Here is a 25,049-nt window from a genome sequence, read left to right on the forward strand (position 1 = left end):
AGCGTGATCCGAAGGACACGACACGCGGTCCCGGATAGGCGCGCCACGCACCAGATCTAGTGGTTACATTGGTGCTCGCAGCCCACAAGTTGTGGTCCCGGCAACAGGCCCGTGGTCTCACCCACCCCTGCGGATCGCCTAGACTGACGGCTGCCTCGGAGCAAGAGCGACGCGCAGACACGACAAAACGGGAGGGGAGCGGGACATGTACTGCCCCTTCTGTCGACACGCGGACAGCCGAGTGGTGGACTCCCGCACCACCGACGACGGCAGCTCGATCCGCCGCAGGCGCCAGTGCCCCGCGTGCAACCGCCGGTTCACCACGGTGGAGACCGCCGCCTTGATGGTGGTGAAGCGCAGCGGGGTCACCGAGCCCTTCAGCCGCGACAAGGTGATCTCCGGAGTGCGGAAGGCCTGCCAGGGCCGACCGGTCACCGAGGACGCCCTCGCGCTGCTCGGCCAGCGCGTCGAGGAGGCCGTGCGCTCCACCGGGAGCGCCGAGCTGTCCGCCCATGACGTCGGCCTGGCCATACTGGGCCCGCTCAGGGAGCTGGACGTCGTGGCCTACCTGCGCTTCGCCTCGGTGTACCGGGCCTACGACTCTCTTGAGGACTTCGAAGCCGCGATCGCGGAACTCCGCGCCGACCGGCCCCCCGCGCCCACGCCCTGAGACCCCCGGCACCTTTCGAGGCGTGCGCGCGCACCTTCAGCACGACTTTCAGCAGCACGTTCAGCACCACATATGAACCAGTAGGCGACCCCGGGAAGCAGCGGGGCGCTCAGGGCGTTTGCCCAGGAGGAGGCGGCAATGACTGATACGACCAGCGGCTCCCGTACCGGCAAGGGCGGCACGGCCAAGGGTAAGGCCGGCGCCAAGGCGGGCGCGGGGCTGCGTATCGAGCGCATCTACACCACCCCGGGCGTCCATCCCTATGACGAGGTCACCTGGGAGCGTCGTGACGTCGTCATGACCAACTGGCGTGACGGCTCGATCAACTTCGAGCAGCGCGGCGTCGAGTTCCCCGACTTCTGGTCGGTCAACGCGGTCAACATCGTCACCAGCAAGTACTTCCGCGGTGCGCTCGGCACGCCGCAGCGCGAGTGGAGCCTCAAGCAGATCATCGACCGCGTGGTGAAGACCTACCGCGCCGCCGGTGAGAAGAACGGTTACTTCTCGTCCACCGTCGACGCCGAGGTGTTCGAGCACGAGCTGACCTACGCCCTCCTCCACCAGGTCTTCTCGTTCAACTCGCCGGTCTGGTTCAACGTCGGCACCTCCCAGCCCCAGCAGGTGAGCGCCTGCTTCATCCTGGCCGTCGACGACTCCATGGAGTCGATCCTCGACTGGTACAAGGAAGAGGGCATGATCTTCAAGGGCGGCTCCGGCGCCGGCCTCAACCTCTCCCGGATCCGCTCCTCCAAGGAACTGCTCTCCTCCGGCGGCAACGCCTCCGGCCCGGTCTCCTTCATGCGCGGCGCGGACGCGTCCGCCGGCACGATCAAGTCCGGTGGCGCCACCCGTCGCGCGGCCAAGATGGTCGTGCTCGACGTGGACCACCCGGACGTCGAGGCCTTCATCGAGACCAAGGTGAAGGAGGAGGAGAAGATCCGCGCCCTGCGTGACGCGGGCTTCGACATGGATCTGGGCGGCGACGACATCACGTCGGTGCAGTACCAGAACGCCAACAACTCGGTCCGCGTCTCCGACGAGTTCATGACCGCCGTGGAGCAGGGCGGGCAGTTCGGCCTGCGGTCCCGCCTGAACGGCGAGGTCATCGAGACCGTCGACGCCAAGGGCCTGTTCCGCAAGATGGCCGAGGCCGCGTGGGCCTGCGCCGACCCGGGCATCCAGTACGACTCGATCATCAACCACTGGCACACCTGCCCCGAGTCCGGCCGCATCAACGCGTCCAACCCCTGCTCGGAGTACATGCACCTGGACAACTCCAGCTGCAACCTCGCCTCGCTGAACCTGATGAAGTTCCTGCGTGACGACGACAGCTTCGACGCGGTGACCTTCGCCAAGGTCGTCGAGCTGGTCATCACCGCGATGGACATCTCCATCTGCTTCGCCGACTTCCCGACCGAGAAGATCGGCGAGACCACCCGCGCCTTCCGCCAGTTGGGCATCGGCTACGCCAACCTCGGCGCGCTGCTGATGGCCACCGGTCACGCCTACGACTCCGAGGGCGGCCGCGCGCTCGCCGGCGCCATCAGCTCGCTGATGACCGGTACCGCGTACAAGCGCTCCGCCGAGCTGGCCGGCATCGTCGGCCCGTATGACGGCTACGCCCGCAACGCCGAGCCGCACCAGCGGGTCATGCGCCAGCACGCCGACGCCAACGACGTCGCCACGCGCATGGACGAGCTGGACACCCCGGTCTGGGCCGCGGCCACCGAGGCCTGGCAGGACGTCGTCCGGATCGGCGCGCGAAACGGATTCCGCAACGCGCAGGCGTCCGTGCTGGCCCCGACCGGCACCATCGGCCTGATGATGGACTGCGACACCACCGGCGTCGAGCCCGACCTGGCCCTGGTCAAGTTCAAGAAGCTGGTCGGCGGCGGCTCGATGCAGATCGTCAACGGCACCGTGCCGCGCGCGCTCAAGCGTCTCGGCTACCAGGACGAGCAGGTCGAGGCGGTCGTCGCCTACATCGCCGAGCACGGCAACGTGGTGGACGCGCCCGGTCTCAAGCCGGCCCACTACGAGGTCTTCGACTGCGCCATGGGTGAGCGCTCCATCTCCCCGATGGGCCACGTCCGGATGATGTCCGCGATCCAGCCGTGGATCTCCGGCGCCATCTCCAAGACCGTCAACATGCCGGAGAGCGCGTCGGTCGAGGAGGTCGAGGAGATCTACTTCGAGGCCTGGAAGCTCGGCGTCAAGGCCCTGGCGATCTACCGCGACAACTGCAAGGTGGGCCAGCCGCTGTCGGCGAAGACCAAGGACACCAAGTCCGAGGTCGCCGCCGTCACGGCCGAGGCTGCTGCCCCGGCTGTCGCCGCGACCGAGAAGGTCGTCGAGTACCGCCCGATCCGCAAGCGCCTCCCGAAGGGCCGTCCCGGCATCACCACCTCCTTCACGGTGGGCGGCGCCGAGGGCTACATGACCGCCAACTCCTACCCGGACGACGGTCTGGGCGAGGTCTTCCTGAAGATGTCCAAGCAGGGTTCGACCCTCGCGGGCATGATGGACGCCTTCTCCATCGCCGTCTCGGTCGGCCTCCAGTACGGCGTGCCGCTGGAGACCTACGTCTCGAAGTTCACCAACATGCGCTTCGAGCCGGCCGGTCTGACCGACGACCCGGACGTGCGGATGGCGCAGTCGATCGTCGACTACATCTTCCGCCGCCTGGCGCTGGACTTCCTGCCGTTCGAGACCCGCTCCGCGCTCGGCATCCACTCCGTCGAGGAGCGTCAGCGCCACCTGGAGACCGGTTCCTACGAGCCGACCGACGAGGATGTCGACGTCGAGGGCCTGGCCCAGTCCGCGCCGCGCTCCCACGTCGCTCCGGCCGCCTCGGCAGCTCCGGCCGCCCCGGTCGTGATCGAGACCTCGACGCCCGCCGCGACGGCTCCGGTGGCTGTGCCGGCTGCGTCCGCGCACAACACGGCCGAGCTGCTGGAGATCCAGCAGGGCATCAACTCCGACGCCCCGCTCTGCTTCTCCTGCGGCACCAAGATGCGCCGCGCGGGCAGCTGCTACGTCTGCGAGGGCTGCGGCTCGACCAGCGGCTGCAGCTGATTCTGATCAGTGAGTAGGACCCCGGAGGGGGTGTCGACCTCGGTCGGCACCCCCTCCGGGCTTTCCCTGGCTAGGAGCCTTGCCGCCGCCGGACCGGGACGGTGAGGAAGGCCAACGCGGCGGCCAGCACGGCGAGTCCGCACCACGAGGCGACGGGCAGCCGTTCGCCGAGCGCGGCGACGCCCAGGACGGCGGCGACCGCAGGCTCGGCCAGCGTCAGGGTCGTCGCGACCTGCGCGGAAGTGCGCCGCAGGCCGAGGCCGAAGAGCCGGTAGGCGAGGAACGTCGTGACCACGCCGAGGTGCAGGACGACCCCGAGGCCGCGCGGATCGAGCAGCCACCGCTCGTTGCTGAGCAGCAGGACCGGCAGCACCAGCAGTGCCGCTCCGCCGAACATCGCGCCCATGACGCCGTCCGAGGCGTGCCCTCGACCGATCAGGTTGCCGCTGATCAGCGAGTAGGCCGCGTAGGAGAACCCGGAGACGGCGGCGAGCAGCACGCCGAGCAGGTTCACTGCGGCGCCGCCGCCGGTGAGTTGGGGGCCGAGGACCAGCAACGCGCAGCCGAGCACGGAGATCACGGTGGCCCATGCCCAGCGTGCGGTCGGCCGGGCCTGCCGGGACAGCCAGGCCAGCAGCCCCGCGAAGACGGGTGCGCTGCCCAGGGCGATCACCGTGGCCACCGCAACTCCCGTGCGCGACACGGCCGGATAGAAGCTGAGTGGGTATCCGGCGACGGCGACCGAGCCAACGGCCAGCAGTCGTCGCTCACGAGGCGTGCAGGTCCGTGGCAGGACCCGCGCCGCGCGGCTGGAGAGGAAGAGCAGCAGACCGCCGAGCGTCAGCGCGGCCGAACCGATCGCGGCCGGTGAGGCGCCTCGCGGCGCGAGCGAACTCGCCGTCCCCGTGGTGCCCCAGAGCAGCGCCGTGACCAGGATCGGGACCGGCCCGCTCAGCCGTCGGGCGAAGCCGCTGCGCGCCGACGCCGTCGGGGCCGGTGATGGAGTGACCGTGGAGGCTGAAGAAGAGGACGTGGCAGAGGTGTGGTTCGGCACGGTGGTGAACTTCCGTCGTCGATTCCGTCGTGGGGACTGACTGCACAACGGGCGCACGACACGTGCCCCTGGCGGCCCTTCGGGGCGGCCGGGGTCACGGGCAAGCGGTCAGCGTCTGCGCCCGGTCAGGCGCGGAGCGGTGGCAGCGCGACGTGCCAGAAGGAGTTCACGTGCTCGATGCTAGCGGTCGTTCGGACGCGACGGGTGGCCGATCCGTGAAGGCCCGCTGACTAGATCATCTTTATTGCACGCGGTCGGCGCCCCTCACTAGGGTTCGCGGGTGACCGGAGATCACCAAGGGAGTGGGGACGAGCTCTGGGACGAGTTCGTCCGGGAGATCGAAAAGGGCGGGGCGATACACGAGCCGAGTGCCGCCGAGCGGTTGGCCGTCGCTCCGGCCAAGCCGTCGCGGCGTCGGATCTGGGCTGCGATCGCGGCCCTGTGCGTCGCGGTGGCCGTCGCCGGGATCGGCTACGAGGTCGGGCCCGGGAGACGGAGCAGCACCCCGCCCCGACCGAGCGCGGCTGCTTCGGCCGGCCCGACGGCGACGAAATCTGCGAGCAGTCCGATGGTCACCGCCGATCAGGCGTTCCCCGCGCAGCTCGACGGGTTCACCAGGGTCGAGCAGTCGGGCGTGCCGAACTGCACGGGCAACGGCATGGTCGGACCGAACCTGACCACGATGATCGACCAGAGCAAGGGCTGCCGCGGTGTGATCGAGGCCCTCTACCGGGACGCGGCGGACAACGAGTACACGATCGTCGTGTTCGGCATGAAGGACCCCACCGACGTCGCGCACCTGATGGTCTCGCTCGGCGCCGACCCGACCGACCACGAGGTCGGGTTCGTGACGCCGCCGTCCGGCTCGGGGTTGCGCGCGCTGCCGACCGACAGCGGTCTGGTGCAGGCCTTCGCCGGGACCGAAAAGCTGTTGGTGGTCGGGCTCGCCCAATGGTCGGATGGCCGGGCCGTGGACTTCCAGACCTTGACCGACAAGCTCGGTCCGCTGCTCAACGACGTGACGAAGGCGGCCGCCGCCCATGACCATGCCTGATCGCTCAGTGCCCGCATCGTCCGCGCCGGGTGCCGTCGTCGGACCGGTCACCGCCGACGACCTCGCCGAGGGAGTCCGGCTCGTGGTCGCGCTGCTGCGGCAGCCCGCCGGGCTCGCCGCGGATTGGAGCCGGCCGGCCGGGAAGCTGGACCTGGACTGCTGGGAGACGGCCGAGCATCTCGCCGACTGCCTGTTCTCCTATGCCGCGCAGCTCGGTCCGCAGTCACCGCCCGCTGAGACGTTCGTGCCGTTCGCCTGGCGCCGGTTGGGACCGGGCAAGCCCGCGAGCGTGATCTTCAGCGAGCGTGAGTGCGGGACGGAGGGGCTCGTCCAGGTGTTGGAGTCCTGCGGGGCGCTGCACGTGGCCATGGTGCGGACGGCCGCGCCCGAGGCGCGGGCCTTCCACGGCATGGGGACGGCCGATCCCGAGGGCTCTGCGTCCATGGGCCTGGTCGAGCTGTTCGCCCACGGCGCGGACCTGGCAGCCGGGCTCGCACTGGACTGGGCTGCCCCGGCCGACATCTGCGCTCGGGTGCTGCACCGGCTCTTCCCGGACGCGCCGGCGGACACCGATCCCTGGGCGACCCTGCTCTGGGCCACCGGCCGCGGTGAGCTGCCCGGACGGGAACGGCTGACCGAGTGGCGCTGGTACAGCGCTCCGCGCTGAGACGCCCGGGCCCCGTCCGGGCCGCTGGGTTACTGTGGCCGGTATGGCGCGACCTCGACGAATCGTCCTGCTCCGACATGGGGAGTCGGAAGGAAATATCGATGAGTCGATCTACGAGCGCGTCCCCGACCACGCCCTGAAACTGACCGAACGCGGACGGGAACAGGCGCGGGAGGCCGGCGCCGAACTGCGGGAGATGTTCGGCGTCGAGCGGGTGCAGGTCTACGTCTCGCCCTACACCCGCACCCGGCAGACCCTGGACCTGCTGGGACTGGAGCCCGCCCGGATCCGGGTGATGGAGGAGCCCCGACTGCGCGAGCAGGACTGGGGCAACCTCCAGGACCTCGACGACATCCGCGAGCAGCGCAAGGCCCGCGACGCCTACGGCCATTTCTACTACCGGCTGACCCAGGGGGAGTCCGGCGCCGACGTCTACGACCGGGTCGGCGCGTTCTTCGAAACGCTGCACCGCAATTTCCTGAGTCCCGACTATCCGCCCAATGTGCTGCTGATCGGGCACGGGCTGATGATGCGGCTCTTCTGCATGCGCTGGTTCCACTGGACCGTGGAGGAGTTCGAGGCGCTCTCCAATCCCGACAACGGCGAGATGAGGACCCTGCTCCTCGGTCCGGACGGGCGATATACGCTTGACCGTCCGTTCGACCGCTGGGCCTGATCCGGCGCGCCCGAACGGATGCCGTCCTGTCGCTGTGCGGAGGAGTAAGCGTGTTCGTCGTGACCCTGTCCTACACCGTTCCCATGGAGCAGGTGGACGCCCACCTGGAGGACCACCGGACCTGGCTGGACCAGCAGTACGCGAAGGGCGCGCTGCTCGCCTCGGGTGCCAAGGTCCCGCGCACCGGCGGCATCCTGCTGGTCGGCGGGCTGGACCGCGCGGCGCTGGACGCACTGCTCGCGGAGGACCCCTTCGCAAAGGCGGGCGTGGCCGCCTACGACGTGGTCGAGTTCACCGCCACGAAGACCGCCGAGGTGCTGGCCGGCTACCGCGAGCAGGCCTCCTGACGCACCTTCACCAGGCGCTCGACCAGCTCCGGTTCCGCGTCCACCAGCGGTGACCGGACCGGGCCGGCCGGTCGTCCGGCGGCGCGGAGCAGTGCCTTGGCGGTGACCGTGCCCGGCGCCTCGTCCATCATCGCCTGTACCAGTGACAGCAGCCCCTGGTGCAGGCGCGCGGCCTCGGCGTTCTCGCCCCGCGCGTAGGCGTCCAGGACGGCGCGGATCTCGCGCGGCGCGACGTTCGCCACCGTGCTGACGACGCCGACGGCTCCGATCGCGGCGAGTGGCAGGTTGAGCTCGTCCGCGCCGCAGTAGTACTGGAGTCCGGTCTCGGCCATGGTCCTGGCCGCGCCTGCGAGGTCGTAGCTGACGTCCTTGACCGCGACGATCCGCGGATGTCCGGCCAGGGCGCTCAGGGTTTCCGGGGCGAGCCGCGTCCCGGTGCGGTGCGGGATGTCGTAGAGCATGACGGGGAGCGTCACGGCATCGGCGACGGCGCGCAGATGCCGCCGCACGCCCTCCTGCTGCGGGCGGCTGTAGTACGGCGTGACCGCCAGCACCCCGTCCGCGCCCGCTCGTTCGGCGGACCGGGCGAGCTCCTGCGAGTGGGCGGTGTCGTAGGTGCCGACGCCCGCGACCACGGTGGCCTTGCCGCCCACCGCCTCGACAACGGCCCGGACCAGCTGCTCCTTCTCGGCGTCGGTGGTCGTCGGGGCTTCGCCGGTCGTGCCGCTGAGGACCAGACCGTCGCAGCCCTCGGCCACCAGGTGGGCGGCGAGCTCCTGTGCTCCGGTCAGGTCCAGGGCGCCGTCGGGCCGGAACGGCGTGACCATCGCGGCCAGCACGCGGCCGAAGGGGGAGGGAGCGCCGGTGGCAGGCATGTCGGAGTGCATGAGGCCAGCTTGACCCGGGCTCGCGGTGAAGCACCAGCAACATCTGCTACGCCCAACCGTTCAGTCGTGCTGAACAGTCCCTTCCGCGACGGGCGTCGCCGGGCCCCGCGAAGCCCGCGCGGGCCGGACCACGAAGACCGCCATCGCCAGGGCCAGCACCGTGAAGGCGATCGCCGCCTCGAACGCGCTCGTCATGCCGTGGACGAAGACCTCGTTGCTGTTCGGGTGCGGCAACTGCGCCTTGGTCTCGTCGCGCGAGGCCGTGGCGAAGACCGTCACCAGGATCGCCAGACCAAGCGAACCGCCCACCTGCTGCATGGTGTTGAGCAGGCCCGTCGCGGCTCCCGTCTCGTGCGGGGCGACACCCGACACCGCCGTCAGCATCACCGGGACGAAGATGCAGCCCATGCCGAGGCCGAACACCACGGTCGGCCCCAACACACCTGCTGCGTAGGTGCTGTGCACGTCGAGCCGGGTGATCCAGTAGGCCCCGCCCGTGATCATCACCGTGCCCAGCAGCAGGAACGGCCGTGCTCCGACCCGGGTCTGGAACCTCGCCGAGACCTGCGCCGCCACGATGATGGCCACGCTCATCGGCAGGAAGCCGAGCCCGGCCCGGATCGGGCTGAACCCCAGGATGTCCTGGATGAACTGGGTCATGAAGAAGAAGATCCCGAACATCGCCGCGGCCAGGCACAGCATGATCACGTACGAGCCCCACCGGTTGCGGTTGCGGAACATCCGCAGCGGCGTGATCGGCTGTTCGGTGTGGGACTCGATCGCCAGGAACGCGGTCAGCAGCACCACCGCGACTGCGAACGCGGTCAGCGTCCAGGTGTCGGTCCAGCCGCTCTGCGCGGCCCGGATGAAGCCGTAGACCAGGCTGACCATGCCGATCGTCGCGCTGAGCGCGCCCGGCAGGTCGAAGCGGCCCGGGTGCCTCTCGGAGTCGTTGATGTAGAGCGGTGCCAGCAAGGCGAGCGCCAGGCCGATCGGCACGTTGACGAAGAGCACCCACCGCCAGGAGAGCCAGGAGGTCAGGATGCCGCCGAGCAGCAACCCGATCGCACCGCCCGCGCCCGCCACGGCCGAGTAGACGCCGAAGGCCCGGTTGCGATCCGGGCCCTCCTTGAAGTTGGTGGCGATCAGCGCGAAGGCGGTCGGCGAGGCGACGGCTCCGCCGATGCCCTGCAAGGACCTGGCGGCCAGCAGCATCCCGGCGCTCGTGGAGAGACCGCCGAGCAGCGACGCGAAGCTGAACAGCAGCACTCCCGCGATCAGCGTGGGCCTTCGGCCGAGGATGTCGCCGATCCGGCCGCCCAGCAGGAGCAGGCCGCCGAAGGTGAGGGTATAGGCGTTGAGCACCCAGGACAGGCTGGTCGGGCTGAATCTCAGGGCGGTGGAGATGTGGGGCAGCGCGATGTTCACGATGGTGATGTCCAGCACGACCATCAGCTGCGTGGTGGCGATCACGGCCAGCGAGATCCCCGAATGCTGACCGCGTCGCGCCTGCGCGGGCGCGCTGCGGGTAACGGTTTTTGGAAGTGCCACGGCTTCCCCCTGGGATGGATCGCCTGGGTGGCCGGCTCTGGGGCGGGTCTTGGAGTGAACGGCTCCGTTCACTAACATCGACGGTAGACCCGGACAAATAGGACATTCAACCCTCCGGGGTGAGCAGTTGACGAAAGTAACCGGTGAAGGCGGAGCCGAGCGCGGTGGCCCCTGCGCATCGGTGCGGCACGCCCAGCAGGTCGTCGCCCGGCGTCGCGGGCAGGCGTTGGAGCAGGCGATCTTCACAGCCACGCTGGAGCAGTTGGTCGCCTCCGGCTATGCGCGCTTCAGCATGGAGGCCGTGGCCACCGCCGCGCAGACCGGCAAGGCCAGCCTCTACCGGCGCTGGGGCAGCAAGGAGGACCTGGTTCTCGAAGCGCTCGGATGTAGCCTGCCCCTGCTCGGCGACGCCCCCGACACCGGCAGCCTCCGGGGCGACCTGCTCGCGGTGCTGGAACGTCTGCGCGCCGCGATGAGCTCGCGCCCCGGCTGCGCCGCGCGGGCGGTGATCAGCGAGCTGGACCACGAGCGGGCCGCGGCCTTGATGGGCCTGGTCCAACAGCGGATCCTGACCCCCGCGCGCGGCCTGCTCCTCGCCGCGCTCCGCGCCGCCGACGGGCGCGGCGAGATCCGCCCGGGCGCGGTCACGCCGATGGTCCTGGACGTGGTCCCGGCGATGATGCTGTACCGGGCCAAGACCGGCCAGGGGCGCTTCACCGAGGAGGAGGCGGTCGCTCTGGTCGACGAGGTGCTGCTGCCGCTCCTGCTCGGGTGACCGGGGCGGGCCGTCGTCGTGGGTCGGGCGCTCGTGTTGGTCGGGCCTCGTGGTCGGCGGTCGTGCGGGAATCGGCGATCCCGACGGAATCGGCGGTCCGGGCGGGAATCGGCGGTCCGGGCAGGCCCTAGGCTGAGGGCATGCCCGTCGATCCGCCCACCCATTCCGTCGAACGCTCGTTGCGACGGGCCGGTGCCACCCTCGTGGCCGGCGTGGACGAAGTGGGACGCGGCGCGTGGGCCGGGCCGGTCACGGTCTGCGCGGCGGTCACCGGTCTGCGCAAGCCCCCTGTCGGGCTGACCGACTCCAAGCTGCTCACCCCGCGACGCCGCGAGGAGCTCGCCCCCGTCCTGTCGGCGTGGGTGCACGCCTACGCGCTCGGCCATGCCTCTCCGCGCGAGTGCGACGAGCTCGGGATGACCGCGGCGCTCCGCCTGGCCGCCGTCCGCGCCTTGGAGGGGCTGCCGGAACCGCCCGACGCGGTGATCCTCGACGGCAAGCACGACTACCTGGGCGGCCCGTGGCGGGTCCGTACGGTGATCAAGGGCGACCAGTCCTGCGTCGCCGTCGCGGCGGCCTCCGTGATCGCCAAGGTCCGGCGCGATGCGATGATGGCCGAGCTCGGCTGCGACCACCCCGATTTCGGCTTCGCCGACAACGCGGGCTACCCCTCCCCGGTGCATCGGGAGGCGTTGGAACGTCTCGGCCCGACCGAGTTGCACCGGCTCTCCTGGGCCTTCCTCGACGACCTCCCGCAGTGGCGTCACCTCAAGGTGGTCCGCGAGTCCGTCGATGCGGGGGAGCAGCTCTCCCTCGGCTTCTGACGGTTTCCATCGGCTCCCGCCGCCTGACGCATGATCAGTTACCGCGCGGGGAGCCGCGAACCGTGTCCGCAGATGACCGGGAAGCGACGGCGTGGCGGCTTCCCGGCGGGGCGGGGATGAGCTTTGCGAAATCGCACTGATCTGCGGGTGGGCCCCCCTATCGGCTGATCTTCGGCAACGAGTAAGCTCTCAGGCGCTGTGCGGCGCCGTCCGGTGCGTCGTCAGAAATCGTGCCGAGGAGCTGGAGATCCACAAGACCGACTCGGGCCAGGGCGTTCCATCCACCGACGAGACGGACCCGGTAGCCCGCACCGCCGTGACCGCAGTGCCTTCCCCCTCTAGCGTGGCGGCTGCCCCGCGTCCCGTGCCCCGGCCGGGACCGCCGGCGCGACGCCCGGTTCCCGGTCCGCCGGCTGGGCCCGCCCGCGCGCCGAAGCCCGGCGTCGCGTCGCGTCGTCCCGCAGCGGAGGCCGTGCCCACACTCCCTGAGCTGCAGGTGGTCCCGGCCGCCCGTGAGGCTGCCGTCGAGCGCGCCGACGAGACCGTCGACCTGCTCCTCGACGCGGGGCGTGCGCCCGGTCAGATCCTGGTGCTGACCACCGACGCCGCCCACCCGTGGCAGCAGCACGAGCGGTCCTTCGGCGAGGACCGGTACTGGTCCCAGCTGGACGCGGCCGACGACGTCTTCTACGCCGCCGCCGACGGCTGCCGCCCAGTGCGGCGCGAGGTGGTCGTGCTCGCTGTCAACGGCGGTGACACCGCGACCGTCCAGGACGCCATGGCGACGGCTCTTGCCCGAGCCACCGCTCTGCTGGTGGTCTGCGGCGACGCACCCCTGCCCGCGCCCCGCCGCCCGGAGTAGCACACCCGCAGCCGCTGACCGCTCCCGCCCGACCTGTGCACGGTCGGGCGGGAACGGTCAGCGGTGTGCCCGATGTCGGGTGATCCCGATGTGGGGCGGGCTCGACAGGGATCACTCGACACCGATCAGTTGACGGCCACGCGCGGCTCTTCGACGGGGAGCAGCGCGAGGCGTGGCTTCGGCGCCTCCAAGCTCGGCGTCGGCTCGTTGGCCGCGGTCAGTTCGCTGATCGTGGTGACCGGACGCTGTGCCCACGAGCCCGCGTGCGGGCTCCGGCCGCGCCGGGCGTCTCCGATCAGCTGCCAGCCTTCGTCCGTCAGAGTGACGTAGCCGCCGCACCGTATTCCGTGTAGCTGGCCGGCGTCGCGAAGCGCCCACATCCAGGCGCCGTCCTGCTCGGTCCACCCGGACGGTCCGCGGCGGCACTGGATCAGCACCGCGGTGTGCAGCGGCGCGCGGCGGCGCAGGCCGTGGGGCACGGTGTGGCGCAGGTGCGCCAGCAGGATGTTGCGCAGGTGCCAGCCGTCGGTGAGCCGCTCCGGCACGGTGAAGGACGCACCCGCCACCACCCGCGAGTCCGTCGACAGCACACCCAGCACGGTCGCGCCCGGCAGCGGCTGGTGGATCCGGTGGAGGTCCTCGATCACCGTGCGGGGCTCCGGCAGCAGCGGAAGGTCGGCATCGGCCCAGGTGGCCGCGTCCAGCGAGCGGGGGACGGCCGGGGAGTGCGAGCCCATGGGCAGCTCGGGGGGATGGCCGATGCTCAAGATCCTCCTTCCCCGTGCCCGCGCGGGCACCTCGCACACCGGTCAGGAACGACGCGTCCGGGCCGGGATACCTGCCAATTCTCACGTCCGACGGACCATGCGGCAACGGTGACCCCGCCGGAAGTGTCCCCGGTTCCGAAGATCAGGCGGATAAGTCCCCCCGGCGAGCGGTCCCAGCTGGTCCGTTCGGGCGGGAAGCCGACCCGACCGGCGCAGCGCCGCCCCCCGACCGGTGGGGTGCGCCCCGGCAACCGGTGGTCCCTCCGGTCCGCCGCCGGCCGTGTCTCCCGGTCTCTCTTCCCGCCTCGCCAAGCGGTGGGTTCGCTTCTTGTCGGTGTTGTCGGGTTGCATGGGGGCATGAGTGACGTGGATCTGCGTGCCGAGGCCGACGCCGTACTCGCCCGCCTGGTGGGGAGCGGAGGTGCGGAGGCGCGCCTGCGCGAGGACCAGTGGCAGGCGATCGAGGCGCTGGTGGTGGCCCACCGCCGCGCGTTGGTGGTGCAGCGCACGGGGTGGGGCAAGTCCGCGGTCTACTTCGTGGCGACCTCGCTGCTCCGGCGGCGCGGAGCCGGGCCGACTGTGATCATCTCGCCGTTGCTGGCCCTGATGCGCAACCAGGTGGAGTCGGCCGCGCACGCGGGGATCGCCGCCCGCACGATCAACTCGGCCAACCCCGAGGAGTGGGGCGCCATCCAGGCGGAGGTCGCGGCGGGGGACGTGGACGTCCTGCTGGTGAGTCCCGAGCGCCTGAACTCGCCCGACTTCCGGGACACCGTGCTGCCGAGCCTGGCCGCGACCACCGGTCTGCTGGTGGTCGACGAGGCGCACTGCATCTCCGACTGGGGCCATGACTTCCGCCCGGACTACCGCCGGCTGCGGACCATGCTGGCGGAGCTGCCCGCAGACGTCCCCGTGCTGGCCACGACCGCCACGGCCAACGCGCGGGTGACGGCGGACGTCGCCGAACAGCTGGGCACCGGCGGAGCGGACGCGCTGGTCCTGCGCGGGCCGCTGGACCGGGAGAGCCTGCGGCTCGGGGTGCTGGAACTGCCCGACGCGGCCCACCGCTTGGCCTGGCTGGGGGAGCGGTTGGGCGATCTGCAGGGGTCCGGGATCATCTACACCCTCACTGTGGCGGCGGCGGAGGAGGTCGCGGCCTTCCTGCGGCAGTGCGGCCACCGGGTGGCGTCCTACACCGGCCGCACGGAGAACGCGGACCGGCTGCAGGCCGAGGAGGATCTGCTGGCCAACCGGGTGAAGGCACTGGTGGCCACCTCCGCGCTGGGCATGGGCTTCGACAAGCCCGACCTGGGTTTCGTCGTGCACCTTGGCTCGCCCAGCTCGCCGATCGCCTACTACCAGCAGGTCGGCCGTGCCGGGCGCGGGGTGGACCACGCCGACGTCCTGCTGCTGCCGGGCCGGGAGGACGCGGCGATCTGGGCCTACTTCGCCTCGGTCGGCTTCCCGCCCGAGGAGCAGGTGCGCCGCACTCTCGGGGCGTTGGAGCAGGCGGGACGCCCGCTCTCGCTCCCCGCGTTGGAACCGTTGGTGGATCTGCGGCGCTCCCGGCTGGAGACGATGCTCAAGGTGCTGGACGTGGACGGCGCCGTCGCCCGGGTGAAGGGCGGCTGGACCGCCACAGGCCGGCCCTGGACCTACGACACCCAGCGGTACGCCTGGGTCGCGCGGCAGCGCGAGGCCGAACAGCAGGCCATGCGGGACTACGTCGCGACCACAGGCTGCCGGATGGAGTTCCTGCAGCAGCAGCTCGACGACGAGAAGGCGGCCCCGTGCGGTCGCTGCGACAACTGCGCCGGGCCCTGGCTCGACGCCGCGGTCTCCCCGCAGGCGGTCGCGGCCGCGACCGGCGAGCTGGCCCGGCCGGGCGTCGAGGTCGAGCCGCGCCGGATGTGGCCCTCGGGCATGCAGGCCGTCGGGGTCGACCTCAAGGGACGCATCCCCGAGGGCCAGCAGGCGGCCGTCGGCCGCGCCCTGGGCCGCCTCTCGGACATCGGTTGGGGCAACCGCCTCCGTCCGTTGCTGGCCGCCCAGGCTCCCGACGCTCCGGTGCCGGACGACGTGCTGGCCGCGGTGGTCACCGTGGTCGCCGACTGGGCGCGCTCGCCCGGTGGTTGGGCCGCCGGCGGCGCCGACGCGGCCGCCCGGCCGGTGGGCGTCGTCGCGATGCCCTCGCGCACCCGTCCGCAACTGGTGACCGCCCTGGCCCAGGGGCTGGCCCGGGTCGGTCGGCTCCCGCTGCTGGGCAGCCTCACCTACACGCCGCAGGCGGACGAACTGGCCGCCCACCGCAGCAACTCCGCCCAGCGGCTGCGGGCCCTCGCCTCGTCCTTCTCCGTCCCCGAGGACCTCGCCGCCGCACTGGCCGCCACACCCGGGCCGGTCCTGCTGGTCGACGACTACACCGAGTCCGGCTGGACCCTGGCCGTGGGCGCACGTCTGCTGCGCCAGAACGGCGCCGGTCAGGTGCTCCCGATGGTCCTCGCCGTCGCGGGGTAGGGCCGCCCCTGACGCAGCTTCATGCCTGCGCGGCTGCACACCTGCGCGGCTTCGTGGCTTCGCTTCTCGTGTTCTCGTGTCTTCGTGATGTCCTTGATAGTCGGGACCACCGACAAAAGCCAACGGGGCCTCACCAGCCTGTGGAGAAACGTTGGTTCGGGTGGGAGCGTCCTGTCCCTTCGCCCGATCGGATGAGCAGGTTTTCCACACCCGCCAGTTCTCCACAGGCGCGTGAGAAGCCGTTCGGCGTCGTCGTCGGCCAGGGGCAGGCTCGGCGCCATGAACGAGCACGACATGCCCTCCGCGTCCGCCCCGCTTCCCCCGCCGGTTCCGGAACCGTCCTTCTCCCCGTTCGAGCGCCCCGTCGTCCGTATGAAGACGCCGGCCGACATCGCCGAGGCGTTGCCCTTCCTGCTGGGCTTCTTCCCGAACGACAGCATCGTGGCGCTCGGCCTGCAGGGGCCGAGGCGACGGCAGGGCGGTTCCGTCCGGGTGGATCTTCCCGCCCGCGCGGCCTGGCCCGGGGCGGCCGAGGAGGTCATGCGGTACCTGCTCGCCCTCTCCGAGCAGCGGGACACGCTGCCGGACGCCGTCATCCTCTACCTCTGCCAGGACCCGGTCATCGGCGGCAGCCCGCGTGCGGTGGCCGAGTCCCTGCGTCCGCTGGCCCTGCTGTTGGGCGAGGCCTTCGGGGCGGCGGGCATCCCCGTGCACGAGTCGCTCTGCCTCTCCGAAGGCCGGTGGTTCTCGTACACCTGCGACGATCCCGAGTGCTGTCCGGCCGAGGGCGCGCCGATCCGTCCTCCCGGCAGCACGTCGGCCGTGGCCGCCGCGGCGGCGTTCGCGGGCATCCAGGTACGCGGCAACCTGCGGGATCTCCATCGTGAGTTGGCGCCGGTGCCGGTCGCCACGGTCGAACCGCTCATGCGCGCCTTCGAGCGGGTGATGCCCGCAGTCGCCGCCGAGATCGGCCGGGAGCGAGGTTGCGAACGGCTGCGCTCGGCCACCGCCGACCTGGTCGCGGCGGCGGTCGCCCGGTTCCGTTCCGGCGAGCGGACGTTGGACGACGAGCACGCGGCCCGGATCGTGCTGGGTCTGCAGGACAGGCTTGCTCGCGACCGGGCGGCCGAGTGGCTCGACCCGCCCGACGTCCACCACGCGGCCGACGTCTGGCGGTACCTCGCCCGCCGCTGTGTGGGCCCGTTCGCGGACCATGCGGCGGCCCCGCTCTCGCTGCTGGGCTGGACGGCGTGGGTCACCGGCGACACCGTGACGGCCCGGGTGGCCCTGGGGCGGGCACTGACCGCCGATCCCGACTACACCTTCGCCGCGCTGCTCTACGAGGCGATCAACTGCGGAGCCGTTCCCGACTCCCTCTGCGCCACGCTGCGCGCCGAGCGGGCGGCCCGACAGCGCGGCTCCCGTCGCCGTCGACGCTGCCGCCTCGGCCGCGGCCCGGAGGGAGCCGGTGGCAGCTGCGCGGGCGCCGATCCCGAAACCTCGGGCAATCCGGGCAGTGCGTCCGGCTCGATGCCGCACCAGCGTCGGGATCCGGATTCCGACGGGTAGCCGTGCGGAGCCCCGTGCATCCGCATGCATCTCTGGGCCCATCTGCGGGGATTCATGGGCATCTGTGTGGATCCTTCGGGCCGGATGGCCGTCCCTTCGGAACGCGACGCTGTTTATCGTCACAGAGACGACTAAGATGCGGCGCATGTCGCGTTACGATCCGTCGGCCTTCCCTCCCTTCGCGGTCACTGTCGACCTGGTTGTCCTGACCGTGCGCGACCATGCCCTGTGCGCGCTGATGGTCCGCCGGGGCGAGCCGCCGTTCCAGGGGTTCTGGGCGCTGCCCGGTGGCTTCGTCCGCCCGGACGAGGGCCTGATCGAGGCGGCGGCCCGCGAGCTGGCCGAGGAGACCGGTCTGCGCACCCACGGCGCCCCCGGGACCGGTCCCGGGGTCGGCGCCCACCTGGAGCAGCTCGCCACCTACGGCGACCCGCAGCGCGACCCGCGCCTGCGCGTGGTCAGCGTGGCGTACCTGGCGCTCGCCCCGGACCTGCCCACACCGCGCCCCGGTGGGGATGTGCGCAGCGCGAGGTGGGCGCCGGTCGAGGAGCTCCTCGGCCGGGGCAAGGGGGACGACGGGATGCTGCTCGCCTTCGACCACACCGAGATCCTGGCCGATGGTGTGGAGCGGGCCCGATCCAAGATCGAGTACTCGGCACTGGCCACGGCCTTCTGTCCGGAGGAGTTCACCGTCGGCGAGCTGCGGCGCGTGTACGAGTCGGTGTGGGGCGTGCAGCTGGACCCGCGCAACTTCCACCGCAAGGTCACCGGTACTCCCGGGTTCCTGCTCCCCGCGGGCGGGACCACGACGCGTCAGGGTGGTCGCCCGGCCCAGCTGTTCCGGGCCGGCGGGGCCACCGTGCTCAACCCGCCCATGCTGCGGCCCGACAGCTGACGGGCCGTCGTTCGGAGACGGGGCCGTGGATGACTCCGGCGACTCCTACGCGCCGTATCGGTCAATACCACGCAAAGTAACTATGTCGGTCTATCGTGCTGGCGACGGGGGAGACCAGCACGGAGGAGTCCGACCGTGGCTCAGACGGCCCAAAACCAGAAGGCCCACGCCCAGAAGGCCCACGCCCAGAAAGCCCAGACGCAGGCCCACCAGTCGACGTACCAGTCCTTTCAGGCGATCGGACTGACCAAGAGCTACCGGCGTGGCCGTCCTCCGGCGCTGCTGGACCTGTCCTTCGACGCGCGTCCCGGCCAGGTGACCGCCCTGCTCGGTCGGGAGGGATCCGGGCGCACCACGGCGCTGCGCCTCGCCCTCGGTCTGGAGAACGGGCAGGGAGCCGCCCTCTTTCACGGGCGTCCGTACCGGCGGCTGCCTCACCCGGAGCGGGAGGTGGGCGTCGTGCTGGGGGACGCCGACCGTCCCGCCGGGCACCCGGGGCGCCGGGCCCGCGCCCATCTGCGGATGATGGCGGCTGCGGCGGGCGTCTCCGCGCGCCGTGCCGACCAGCTGCTGGAGCAGACACGCCTCGGTCCGGCGGCCGAGCACCGGCTGCGCACCTACTCGCCCGGTATGACACGACGGTTGCAGCTCGCCCAGGCGCTCCTCGGCGACCCGTGCACGCTGGTCCTGGACGAGCCCACCGAGGGCCTCTCGCCCAAGAACGTCGAGTGGTTCCACGCCTTCCTCCGGGCGTTCGCCACCGGAGGTGGGGCGGTTGTCGTGACGCTGCGCAGCCCACAGGAGGCGGCTGTGCTGGCCGACCGGGTGGTCACCCTGGACGACGGACGGCTGCGGGCGGACCAGCCGATCGACGAGTTCCGGCGGACCCGGCTGCGCGACGAGGTCTCGGTGCGCGGCCCCCAGGTCGCGCGCCTCGGGGACCTGCTGAGCGAGTCGGGCGTCGCAGTCCGGCGGGAGAGCGGGAACGCCATCTCCGTCGAGGGCCTCTCCCGGACCGAGATCGGCGAACTGGCGTTCCGTCACGGGATCCTGCTGCACGAGCTGGCTGACCAGACCGTCGACCACGCCCCGACGACGCCACGGCGAGCGTCTGCCCTGGAGCCGGGCGTCCCCGGCGGCGGGCGGACCGCCGATCCGGATCCCGAGTCGCCCTCCGTCCGGACCACGGTGTCGGTCGGCAAGGGCGAGACGGTGCTGGCGCCGATGGTGGTGCCCCCGTTCACCGGGATGTCCGGAGCGTCAGCAGTCCTGTCCCGCCGCGACACCAGGGTTGCCGCGCCGCTCTTCCGCGACGAGGACGACTGACCGGCCGCTCGCGACCGGGGCAGCCCCGACCTCGCCTTCCCCGCCCCTTCGCGTACCCCGCCGCGCCGCGCACCCGCCCGCGTACCCGAACCGCCGCGCAGCCGCCCGCGTACCCCTCCACCCAGCGCATCCACGCGACCCGCTCCTAGACCGGGGGCGGGCCCGAACCGAGAGTGAGACGAGCAGCCGTGCACGCACTGACCTACGAGCGCCGCCGTCTCATCGGGGTGCGCTCCAGCTGGCTGATCCCCGTCGCGGTGCTGGCGGCCGACGCCGTCGTGGCCGAGCTGACGCTGCGCCAGCCGGGGCTGACGGACCCGATCCGGGTGCTGACTGCCGGGGTGCCACTGCTGCCGCTGCCGTTGGCGGCGCTCGGAGCGGGTGCGGTGGGGGCGTTGTCGGCCGGGCACGAGTTCCGCTACCCGGCTCCGGGCGGGATCCTGCGTCCGCTGCGTCGGCGGTTCGGGCTGCTACTGGCCAAGTTGCTGGTGGTCGGGGTCTTCGCGGGGCTCCTCGGTGCGGTCTCCCTCGCGGTGGACGGCCTGCTGCTCCGGCTCGGGGACCACGCCGCCGCAGCGCCGCTCGAGGCCGCCGCCCGGCACGGTCACGTTCCGGCCGCGCTCGTCGGGTATCTGGCGCTGACCGTCGCGGGCGGCTGGATCGGGCTGCTCGGCGGGGTGCTGCTGCGCAGTGCGGCGGCAGGCATGCTGCTGCTGATCACCGTGCCGATCCTGGCCGAGCCTGTGGCCGGCGCGCTGGTCGAGCGCGGAGCCCTGGCCTCCGGCGGTCTGCGTGCCCTCCACTGGCGTGCGCTCTTCCCGGTCGACCGCGGCCACGACTGGCTCTACGGGACGTTTTCCGGGCTCCGCAGCGGTACCGCGCTCTCGTCGGCCGATCTGGCCGTCGCCGTGGCCGCCCCGATCCTGCTGCTGCTCGGTGCCTACCTGCTCCTCCTCCCGCGCCGCAGCGCACTCTGACCAGGGCGAACCTTCCTGGGCGTGCTCGGGTTCGACGGTCGTCTCCACGAACGACCGGAACGAGCCGGTGCTGGCTGCTCACGACTGACGCGGGGCCGCACGGGATCGCGCGGGGGCCGTGGGCTCTCAGCGGCCCTCGCCTCTCAGTTGGGCAATAACTGCCGATATGGCGTCAATTGTGTAGTGATGGGCGATCACCCTTTCGTGTGCTTTTCACGAAAGTCCTCAAGCCTGTGCGCCGCATAGCCGACAAAGGAGACGTGAGTACCGTTGCGCACCCCACCATGACCCCCGCCCAGATGACGTCCGCTCAGCTGGACCGCTTCCCCGCATCCCACCCCGTCGCCTCGCCCCATGCCGCGGCTGCGACCAGCGCCGCCGCACTGCACTGGGACGGCTCCGACCCCGATCTCGGCCGCAGCGGACGTCGCGCCGCCGGCAGTCGTGGCCGCGGGCTGCACGGTCAGCTGGTCCAGCAGCTCGGGCAGATGATCGTCTCCGGTGACCTCGGCGCCGACCGTCCCCTCGTCCCCGAGGAGATCGGACAGCGGTTCGAGGTGTCCCGCACCGTCGTCCGTGAATCGCTGCGCGTGCTGGAGGCCAAGGGCCTCGTCTCGGCGCGCCCCAACGTCGGCACCCGGGTCCGGCCGGTCGCTGACTGGAACCTGCTCGACCCGGACATCATCGAGTGGCGCGCTTACGGCCCGCAGCGTGACGACCAGCGTCGTGAGCTGTTCGAGCTGCGCTGGGCCATCGAGCCGCTCGCCGCCCGCCTCGCCGCCGGCCACGGCCGGGACGAGGTCCAGCAGCGGATGCACGACATGACCGAGATCATGAGCCACGCCGCGGCCCAGGGCGACGCGCTCACCTACGGTCGTGCCGACGCCGAGTTCCACGCCGTGCTGCTGGCGCTGGCCGGCAACCGGATGCTGGAGCACCTGGCCGGGATCGTCGGCTCCGCCCTCCAGGTCTCCGGCGGACCGTTCACCGCGTGCGACCGCCCGTCCGAGCCCTCGGTCGGACTGCACGTGCGCCTGGTCGACGCCCTCGGCACCGGTGACGGGACCGCGGCCGAGCAGGCGATGCGTGCGCTGCTGACCGTTCAGCCGGAGGTCGACCCGCTCGTCCCCGGCCCCCGCGAGCACTGAGCGCACAGCGGCACGACCCGCCACCTCCGCACGACCCGCCGCCGCAGGACCCGAAAGCCCCGCACAACGGCTGCACCGACTGCACCGACGCGGTTCATCGAGGCAGCACACCGATCGGCCGAGGCCGCCCCCGGAGAGACGACCACCGGGTGGCGGCCTCGGCCGTCCGCTACCCGATTCAGGCGACACTCGGAATCACCGCCCATCTGGCATGGTTGAACGGGGTAGACCCCATACAAGGACTCGCCCCGGGGCATTGTGACCTGCACCACGTAAGTGGTGCGTAACGCTTTCCCGTGCCGAGCGATGTGTACGAAGGCGGTGCCAGAACCGCCAGCCAAAGCTTTGCAGTTTTCAGAGGGCCGTCCCTGCGGCCGGCCTTCTGTCCACTCACGTCCGAGAGGTTGTTCGTGTCGGCAAGCACATCCCGTTCGCTCCCACCCGAGATCACCGAGTCTGCCGCTCTCATGGCGCTCATTGAGCGGGGTAAGGCACAGGGGCAGATCGCCGGCGATGACGTGCGCCATGCCTTCGAGGTGGACCAGATTCCGGTCACCAAGTGGAAGAACGTCATGCGCAGCCTCAACCAGGTCCTCGATGAGGAAGGTGTGACGCTGATGGTGAGCGCGGCGGAGTCGTCCGCCCCCAAGCGCCCCCGGAAGAGCGTCGCGGCGAAGAGCACTGCCACGAAGACGACGGCGACCAAGTCCGTCGCTCCGCGCCCTGCGGCTGCCGCGAGCACGACCCGAACCGCTGCCCCGCGTGCCGCTGCGGCGTCGGTGACCTCGGTCACCAAGTCCGCTGCTCCGGCCGAGGTCGACCAGGTCCAGGAGCTCGTGGCAGCAGCCGAGGCGGCTGCCAAGAAGGCTGCCCCGGCCAAGAAGGCCGCCGCCGCCAAGAAGGCTGCCCCGGCCAAGAAGACCGCCGCCAAGAAGACCGCCGCCAAGGCCGGGTCCGGCAAGGACGCGGACGGCGACGAGCAGGCCGCCGGCGAGGACGAGCTGACCGAGGACTCGGCCGCCCCGGCCGAGGGTGGGCCCGCCGAAGGTGGCGAGGAGGGCGAGTCCGAGGGCTTCGTGCTCTCCGACGAGGACGAGGACGACGCCCCGGCGCAGCAGGTCGCCGTCGCCGGTGCCACGGCCGACCCGGTCAAGGACTACCTCAAGCAGATCGGCAAGGTCCCCCTGCTCAACGCCGAGCAGGAGGTGGAGCTGGCCAAGCGCATCGAGGCCGGTCTCTTCGCCGAGGACAAGCTGGCCACCGAGGACAAGCTGGCGCCGCGTCTGCAGCGCGAGCTGGAGATCATCGCCGAGGACGGCCGCCGCGCCAAGAACCACCTGCTGGAGGCCAACCTCCGTCTGGTCGTCTCGCTGGCCAAGCGCTACACCGGTCGCGGCATGCTCTTCCTGGACCTGATCCAGGAGGGCAACCTCGGTCTGATCCGTGCGGTCGAGAAGTTCGACTACACCAAGGGCTACAAGTTCTCGACCTACGCCACCTGGTGGATCCGTCAGGCGATCACCCGCGCCATGGCGGACCAGGCCCGCACCATCCGTATCCCGGTGCACATGGTCGAGGTCATCAACAAGCTGGCCCGCGTCCAGCGCCAGATGCTCCAGGACCTGGGCCGCGAGCCCACTCCGGAGGAGCTGGCCAAGGAGCTGGACATGACGCCCGAGAAGGTCGTCGAGGTCCAGAAGTACGGTCGCGAGCCCATCTCGCTGCACACGCCGCTCGGTGAGGACGGTGACAGCGAGTTCGGTGACCTCATCGAGGACTCCGAGGCGGTCGTCCCGGCCGACGCGGTCAGCTTCACCCTGCTCCAGGAGCAGCTGCACTCGGTGCTGGACACCCTGAGCGAGCGCGAGGCCGGCGTGGTCTCCATGCGCTTCGGTCTGACCGACGGTCAGCCGAAGACGCTGGACGAGATCGGCAAGGTCTACGGGGTCACCCGTGAGCGCATCCGCCAGATCGAGTCCAAGACCATGTCGAAGCTGCGCCACCCGTCGCGCTCGCAGGTCCTCCGGGACTACCTGGACTGATCCGGCCCACTGAGCGGGACCGACCGGCCCGGATCCACTGATCCGGGCCGACCCGTCTGAACAGGCGTTTCTCGAAGGTCATCACCCTTCGGGCACACGTGCCCATCCGTCACCCGGCGTGGCGGGTGGGCACGTTGCGTGTCCGGATCCCTACGCTGTGGCGCGGCAGGAGTCTGTGCGGCGGAAGGATCAAGGGTGGGAGTCGACCGGGTACCCGATCAGGGAGCGGATCGGGACGTGCTTCGCGGCGTCGGAGGCGGAGCGGGCCGCGGCGAGGGCAGAGCCGGCCGGGGGTTCTGGCGGCGCAGGCGCGTGCTGCTGGTCCTGCTCGCGTCCGTGCCGACGGCGCTCGCCACCCCCGCCGTTCCGGCGCAGGCCATCGTCGGCGGTGGCCCGACGACCACGGCCAAGGACCCGTGGATGGTCGCCGTGGCCAGCCGCTCGGTCTACGGCGGCACCCGCTCCGGGCAGTTCTGCGGCGGCACGCTGGTCGCGCCGAACAAGGTGGTGACAGCCGCGCACTGCCTCTACGACGAGCAGACCATGCAGCGGGTGGACCGTCCCGACCTCAAGGTGATCGTCGGGCGCACCGACCTGGGCGGTTCTGCCGGCAGGGAGGTTCCGGTCGTCTCCACCTGGGTCGACCCGAACTACGACATGAACACCAACATGTGGGACGTGGCGGTGCTCACGCTGGCCACCCCGCAGAACCCGCACGACGTGCTGCCGATGGTCCCCGAGGGAGCCACGGCTCCCTATGCCCCCGGCACCTCGGCCACCGTCTACGGCTGGGGGGATCTGCGCGGCAACGGCGACTACCCGACCACGCTCCACCAGGTGCAGGTGCCGATCCTCGCTGACAGCACGTGCGCGTCCGACTACGCGTCAGGATCGGACGGCACCTTCCGGGCCGAGAGCATGGTCTGTGCGGGGCGGCAGACCCTGGGTGGCCGGGATGCCTGCCAGGGCGACAGCGGCGGGCCGTTGGTGGTGGCCGGACGGCTGGTCGGCATCGTCTCGTGGGGCACGGGTTGTGCCCAACCGGGCCATCCGGGCGTCTACACCCGCGTCGCGGCGGTTGCGGACGAGGTCCGGAGCCAGTTCTGACGGTCCGTGTGACAACCGTCACACCGGGAGTGCCTGTGCGGTGGGTGGGCAGTGCCCGGACATCGCACAGGCGGTGTGCGGCCGGTGTGTGATATACGCGACAGTGGGCGGGGGGGGGGGGGGGCCCCCCCCCCCGGGGGGGGGCCCCCCCGGGGGGGGGGGGGGGGGGGGGCCCCCCCCCCGGGGGGGGGCCCCCCCCCCGGGGGGGGGGGGCGGCAGCAGCGGGGGAGACCCGCCGGGGGGGGGGGGGGGCGCCCCC

At 71.5% G+C, this 25,049-nt stretch carries 21 protein-coding genes; 17 read left to right on the forward strand and 4 right to left on the reverse strand.

Annotated elements, in window-relative coordinates; translation table 11 throughout:
• Positions 1 to 205 precede the first annotated feature (205 nt).
• Both nrdR and ABH940_RS28325 read left to right on the forward strand, forming a co-directional pair.
• Complete coding sequence (gene nrdR, locus ABH940_RS28320) at positions 206 to 670, forward strand: transcriptional regulator NrdR (protein WP_370071468.1); 465 nt, start codon at positions 206 to 208, stop codon at positions 668 to 670.
• 138 nt (positions 671 to 808) lie between these two features.
• Complete coding sequence (locus ABH940_RS28325; protein WP_370071469.1) at positions 809 to 3,745, forward strand: vitamin B12-dependent ribonucleotide reductase; 2,937 nt, start codon at positions 809 to 811, stop codon at positions 3,743 to 3,745.
• Between the two features lie 70 nt (positions 3,746 to 3,815).
• On the opposite strand, the gene ABH940_RS28330 is transcribed toward ABH940_RS28325, so the two are convergent.
• A complete protein-coding gene (locus ABH940_RS28330) occupies positions 3,816 to 4,799 on the reverse strand; it encodes a DMT family transporter (protein WP_370106559.1) in 984 nt (327 codons plus the stop codon).
• 280 nt (positions 4,800 to 5,079) lie between these two features.
• On the opposite strand from ABH940_RS28330, the gene ABH940_RS28335 reads away from it, so the two are divergent.
• The 4 genes from ABH940_RS28335 to ABH940_RS28350 are packed head-to-tail and all read left to right on the forward strand — an operon-like array spanning position 5,080 to position 7,543.
• A complete protein-coding gene (locus tag ABH940_RS28335; RefSeq protein WP_370071471.1) occupies positions 5,080 to 5,853 on the forward strand; it encodes a hypothetical protein in 774 nt (257 codons plus the stop codon).
• The gene (locus tag ABH940_RS28340; protein ID WP_370106560.1) at positions 5,840 to 6,520 is read left to right on the forward strand and encodes a hypothetical protein; all 681 of its coding nucleotides are present in this window, start codon (positions 5,840 to 5,842) and stop codon (positions 6,518 to 6,520) included. The genes ABH940_RS28335 and ABH940_RS28340 overlap by 14 nt, the downstream gene beginning before the upstream one ends.
• A 43-nt stretch (positions 6,521 to 6,563) precedes the next feature.
• Positions 6,564 to 7,196: a histidine phosphatase family protein gene (locus tag ABH940_RS28345; protein WP_370071473.1), complete on the forward strand. Its 633-nt coding sequence runs from the start codon at positions 6,564 to 6,566 to the stop codon at positions 7,194 to 7,196.
• A gap of 50 nt (positions 7,197 to 7,246) precedes the next feature.
• A complete protein-coding gene (locus ABH940_RS28350; RefSeq protein ID WP_370071474.1) occupies positions 7,247 to 7,543 on the forward strand; it encodes a YciI family protein in 297 nt (98 codons plus the stop codon).
• Here ABH940_RS28350 and dapA read toward each other — a convergent pair.
• Entirely contained in the window at positions 7,522 to 8,430 is a 909-nt protein-coding gene (gene dapA / locus ABH940_RS28355) for a 4-hydroxy-tetrahydrodipicolinate synthase (RefSeq protein WP_370071475.1), read from the reverse strand. The two genes, ABH940_RS28350 and dapA, sit on opposite strands and share 22 nt — an antisense overlap.
• 60 nt (positions 8,431 to 8,490) lie before the next feature.
• Positions 8,491 to 9,981 (reverse strand): MFS transporter, encoded by a 1,491-nt coding sequence (locus ABH940_RS28360; protein WP_370071476.1) that lies wholly within the window; start codon positions 9,979 to 9,981, stop codon positions 8,491 to 8,493.
• Positions 9,982 to 10,108: 127 nt separating this feature from the next.
• Here ABH940_RS28360 and ABH940_RS28365 point away from each other — a divergent pair, with 127 nt between their 5' ends.
• The 3 genes from ABH940_RS28365 to ABH940_RS28375 all read left to right on the forward strand — a co-directional run bounded on the left by ABH940_RS28365 (position 10,109) and on the right by ABH940_RS28375 (position 12,442).
• Positions 10,109 to 10,756 carry a TetR/AcrR family transcriptional regulator gene (locus tag ABH940_RS28365; protein ID WP_370071477.1) on the forward strand — a complete coding sequence of 216 codons (648 nt, stop codon included), beginning with the start codon at positions 10,109 to 10,111 and terminating at the stop codon, positions 10,754 to 10,756.
• 140 nt (positions 10,757 to 10,896) lie between these two features.
• Entirely contained in the window at positions 10,897 to 11,580 is a 684-nt protein-coding gene (locus ABH940_RS28370) for a ribonuclease HII (protein WP_370106561.1), read from the forward strand.
• 472 nt (positions 11,581 to 12,052) lie between these two features.
• On the forward strand, positions 12,053 to 12,442 hold the full coding sequence (locus ABH940_RS28375; RefSeq protein WP_370071479.1) for a hypothetical protein: 390 nt from the start codon (positions 12,053 to 12,055) through the stop codon (positions 12,440 to 12,442).
• A gap of 125 nt (positions 12,443 to 12,567) precedes the next feature.
• Here ABH940_RS28375 and ABH940_RS28380 read toward each other — a convergent pair whose 3' ends face one another.
• Positions 12,568 to 13,209: a hypothetical protein gene (locus ABH940_RS28380; protein ID WP_370071480.1), complete on the reverse strand. Its 642-nt coding sequence runs from the start codon at positions 13,207 to 13,209 to the stop codon at positions 12,568 to 12,570.
• Positions 13,210 to 13,566: 357 nt separating this feature from the next.
• Between ABH940_RS28380 and ABH940_RS28385 the strand changes: the two genes are divergently transcribed.
• The 8 genes from ABH940_RS28385 to ABH940_RS28420 all read left to right on the forward strand — a co-directional run bounded on the left by ABH940_RS28385 (position 13,567) and on the right by ABH940_RS28420 (position 24,790).
• A complete protein-coding gene (locus tag ABH940_RS28385) occupies positions 13,567 to 15,726 on the forward strand; it encodes a DEAD/DEAH box helicase (RefSeq protein WP_370106562.1) in 2,160 nt (719 codons plus the stop codon).
• Between the two features lie 279 nt (positions 15,727 to 16,005).
• Entirely contained in the window at positions 16,006 to 17,295 is a 1,290-nt protein-coding gene (locus ABH940_RS28390) for a DUF4192 domain-containing protein (protein WP_370071482.1), read from the forward strand.
• Positions 17,296 to 17,440: 145 nt separating this feature from the next.
• On the forward strand, positions 17,441 to 18,190 hold the full coding sequence (locus ABH940_RS28395; protein ID WP_196198602.1) for an NUDIX domain-containing protein: 750 nt from the start codon (positions 17,441 to 17,443) through the stop codon (positions 18,188 to 18,190).
• A gap of 135 nt (positions 18,191 to 18,325) precedes the next feature.
• Positions 18,326 to 19,516 (forward strand): ATP-binding cassette domain-containing protein, encoded by a 1,191-nt coding sequence (locus tag ABH940_RS28400; protein WP_370071483.1) that lies wholly within the window; start codon positions 18,326 to 18,328, stop codon positions 19,514 to 19,516.
• Between the two features lie 188 nt (positions 19,517 to 19,704).
• Positions 19,705 to 20,493, forward strand: coding sequence for a hypothetical protein (locus ABH940_RS28405; RefSeq protein WP_370071484.1), 789 nt, complete (start codon positions 19,705 to 19,707; stop codon positions 20,491 to 20,493).
• Positions 20,494 to 20,699: 206 nt separating this feature from the next.
• Positions 20,700 to 21,641: a FadR/GntR family transcriptional regulator gene (locus ABH940_RS28410; protein WP_370071485.1), complete on the forward strand. Its 942-nt coding sequence runs from the start codon at positions 20,700 to 20,702 to the stop codon at positions 21,639 to 21,641.
• 404 nt (positions 21,642 to 22,045) lie between these two features.
• Positions 22,046 to 23,683 carry an RNA polymerase sigma factor gene (locus tag ABH940_RS28415; protein ID WP_370071486.1) on the forward strand — a complete coding sequence of 546 codons (1,638 nt, stop codon included), beginning with the start codon at positions 22,046 to 22,048 and terminating at the stop codon, positions 23,681 to 23,683.
• 237 nt (positions 23,684 to 23,920) lie between these two features.
• A complete protein-coding gene (locus ABH940_RS28420; RefSeq protein WP_370071487.1) occupies positions 23,921 to 24,790 on the forward strand; it encodes a trypsin-like serine protease in 870 nt (289 codons plus the stop codon).
• Positions 24,791 to 25,049: the final 259 nt, after the last annotated feature.

It is taken from the genome of Streptacidiphilus sp. BW17 (assembly GCF_041262485.1).
Lineage (GTDB): Bacteria > Actinomycetota > Actinomycetes > Streptomycetales > Streptomycetaceae > Streptacidiphilus.

Excerpts from the sequence above, each read along its gene's own strand:
- nrdR (WP_370071468.1), top strand. The coding sequence starts at position 206 with ATGTACTGCCCCTTCTGTCGACACGCGGACAGCCGAGTGGTGGACTCC.
- ABH940_RS28325 (WP_370071469.1), top strand. The coding sequence starts at position 809 with ATGACTGATACGACCAGCGGCTCCCGTACCGGCAAGGGCGGCACGGCC.
- ABH940_RS28340 (WP_370106560.1), top strand. The coding sequence starts at position 5,840 with ATGACCATGCCTGATCGCTCAGTGCCCGCATCGTCCGCGCCGGGTGCC.
- ABH940_RS28345 (WP_370071473.1), top strand. The coding sequence starts at position 6,564 with ATGGCGCGACCTCGACGAATCGTCCTGCTCCGACATGGGGAGTCGGAA.
- dapA (WP_370071475.1), bottom strand. The coding sequence starts at position 8,430 with ATGCACTCCGACATGCCTGCCACCGGCGCTCCCTCCCCCTTCGGCCGC.
- ABH940_RS28370 (WP_370106561.1), top strand. The coding sequence starts at position 10,897 with ATGCCCGTCGATCCGCCCACCCATTCCGTCGAACGCTCGTTGCGACGG.
- ABH940_RS28385 (WP_370106562.1), top strand. The coding sequence starts at position 13,567 with ATGAGTGACGTGGATCTGCGTGCCGAGGCCGACGCCGTACTCGCCCGC.
- ABH940_RS28390 (WP_370071482.1), top strand. The coding sequence starts at position 16,006 with ATGAACGAGCACGACATGCCCTCCGCGTCCGCCCCGCTTCCCCCGCCG.
- ABH940_RS28395 (WP_196198602.1), top strand. The coding sequence starts at position 17,441 with ATGTCGCGTTACGATCCGTCGGCCTTCCCTCCCTTCGCGGTCACTGTC.